The 2,457-nt window shown below is 67.9% G+C and carries 3 protein-coding genes; 2 read left to right on the top strand and 1 reads right to left on the bottom strand.

Annotated elements, in window-relative coordinates:
• Window positions 1-297: 297 nt before the first annotated feature.
• Window positions 298-1,185, bottom strand: a complete 888-nt coding sequence (locus tag FKP22_RS27225; RefSeq protein WP_141291084.1) for an AraC family transcriptional regulator — start codon at window positions 1,183-1,185, stop codon at window positions 298-300.
• A gap of 321 nt (window positions 1,186-1,506) precedes the next feature.
• Between FKP22_RS27225 and FKP22_RS27220 the strand changes: the two genes are divergently transcribed.
• Window positions 1,507-1,980 carry a (2Fe-2S)-binding protein gene (locus FKP22_RS27220; RefSeq protein WP_141291083.1) on the top strand — a complete coding sequence of 158 codons (474 nt, stop codon included), beginning with the start codon at window positions 1,507-1,509 and terminating at the stop codon, window positions 1,978-1,980.
• 13 nt (window positions 1,981-1,993) lie between these two features.
• The coding region (locus FKP22_RS27215) for a molybdopterin cofactor-binding domain-containing protein (protein WP_141291082.1) at window positions 1,994-2,457 on the top strand (464 nt) is incomplete at its 3' end.

The raw sequence follows: 2,457 nt of genomic DNA, 5'->3' as shown, positions 1-2,457 counted from the left end.
GCGACACCTGGCAGCGCTTGTATGCCGAAAGCATCGAGTGCTTTGGCCCGTATCGCACCGCGCGCGGCGCCACCAAGCCGGAGGGTTTCGAGGTGTGCAACGTGGTGCCGGAGCCGCCGCCCACGCGCTGCAGGCTCCGCATTCCATAGGGGGTGTTCAGCGTTGCTGTGGGCCACCCCTGCTCGCCGGGGGCCACCGACCAACACGCCATCACCACCAGGCAGGCGGCGCCGAGTCTGCCCAGTTTGCGCAAGCGACACCGAGTAGCCACCCAGCGCCTGGCTTGCCCGACGCTTCTCACGCCACCGGCTGCTCGCGCATGCGCTTGATGTCGCGCTGCGGTGGGGCGCCAAAAAGGCGGCTGTAGTCGCGGCTGAACTGCGAGGCGCTTTCGTAGCCTACGCGCACTGCCGTGCTGCTGGCGTCCAGATCGTGGTTCAGCATCAGTTGCCGCGCCTCTTGCAGGCGCAACTGTTTCTGGTACTGCACCGGGCTCATGCCGGTCAGGCCGCGAAAGTGCTGGCGGAAGGTCGAGGGGCTCATGTGCACGCGGGCAGCGAGCTGGTCGATCAACACGTCGCGGGTGAAGTTCTGCTTGAGCCAGGCCAGTGCGCGGGCGACCTGGTGGCTAGGCGAGCCTGCTGCCACCAGCTGCCGCAGCAAGGGGCCATGCGGGCCGCACAGCAAGCGCACCATGATTTCCTGCTGGACCAGCGGCGCAAGCGGTGCCAGCAGCGCGGGCTCGTGCAGCAGCCGCACCAGGCGGATCAAGGCCTCCAGCAGCGGCGCCTCCAGCGCACAACGCGAGATGGCCAGCGGCGAGTGCTCGCGCGCCACCGGCGGCAGGTCCAGCTCGGCGGCGACCTGCACCAGCGCGCGCGCGTCCAGCGCCAGCCAAAGGCCCAGATAGGGCTCGGCAGCGCCAGCCCGGGTGATGTGCGCCACCACGGGCAAGTCCACCGTGGTCAGCAGCGAATGGCCAGGCCCGTAGGCGATCACTTCCTCGCCCAACGCCACCTGCTTGGCACCCTGCGCCACCACGCCCAGCCCCAGCCCGTAGATGCAGGGCATGGGCTCGGAGTGGAGACTGCGTCGATACAGCGTCAGGCAGGGCAGTGCTGTCGTGCGCTCGCCATCATTTTGGGCAATCCGCCCGATCTCATGGGCCAGGGTATCGATGGACATCGATCGATCAGCACGGGGATGTGCCGGGGTAGAACAGAATGACCACGTCGCGAACATGCCCTGTGGCTGAGGCTGACGACGGGGACGGCCAGTACGCACTCTAATGCCGGCCAGGCGCGGCCTCCCATTCTTGACGACGATGTGTCGGATCAGGCAAGACAAGCGTCGAAAACGGCAATTGCCATCCCGGCCAAACAGGGACACTCTGTTGCGCCGACCCTGGGGCACCACCGCCTTCAGCATGAGGCGGCGGTGAAGCCGCGCCCCCTCACGCAGGTGCCCGCCCCAGCCCTCGCCCCTATACCTCTTGGAGAACCGCTCATGAACACGCTCAACGTCAACGGCCGGGAGCACACGGTCGACATCGACCCCAGCACCCCCATCCTCTGGACGCTGCGTGACACGCTGGGCATGACCGGCACCAAGTTCGGCTGCGGCGCGGCGCTGTGCGGCGCCTGCACGGTGCACCTGGACGGCAACGCCATCCGCTCCTGCATCACGCCCATCTCGGCCGCCGCCAGCGGCAAGATCACCACCATCGAGGCCATCACCGACGGCAGCGACAAGGTCGGCGCCGCCGTGCATGCGGCCTGGGTCAAGCATGACGTGGCCCAGTGCGGCTACTGCCAGAGCGGCCAGATCATGAGCGCCACGGCCTTCCTGAAGTCGCTGCCCAAGGGCAAGCAGCCCACGGCCGCTGAAATCGACGCGGCCATGGCCGGCAACATCTGCCGCTGTGGCACCTACGCGCGCATCCGTTCGGCCGTGGCCGATGCGGCCAAGCACATCGCCTGAAAGAGGATTCCCCATGCTGACCGAAGCTCATCGCCATGAACTGCCGCGTGCGCTGCAGGAAATCCTCAACCGCCAGCAAGCCGACGCGCCCGCCACGCTGCCGCGCCGCAGCTTCCTGAAGCTGGCCGGCGCAAGCGGCTTTGCGCTGGGCGCCTTTCCCACCCTGGGGCTGGCGCAGGCCGACGCCACTGCAGCCAAGCCGCTGGCGCCGACCCAGCAGCCTTCGGCCTTCGTCGAGATCGCCACCGACGGCACGGTCACCGTGATCATCAACCGGCTCGATTTCGGCCAGGGCGTGCAGACGGCGCTGCCGATGATCCTCGCCGAGGAACTTGATGCCGACTGGGCCAAGGTGAGCAGCCGCCACGGCAGCAACAACGGCGCCTATGTGGACCCGGTGATGGGCCTGCACCTGACCGGCGGCTCGAACTCGATCAAGAACAGCTTCACGCAATACCGCGAGCTCGGCGCCCGTGC

This window comes from Ideonella azotifigens (genome assembly GCF_006519715.1).
GTDB classification, from domain to species: Bacteria; Pseudomonadota; Gammaproteobacteria; order Burkholderiales; family Burkholderiaceae_C; genus Ideonella; species Ideonella azotifigens.
The sequence above is the reverse complement of the archived record's forward strand: the minus strand, read 5'-3'. Positions and strand labels throughout refer to the sequence as shown.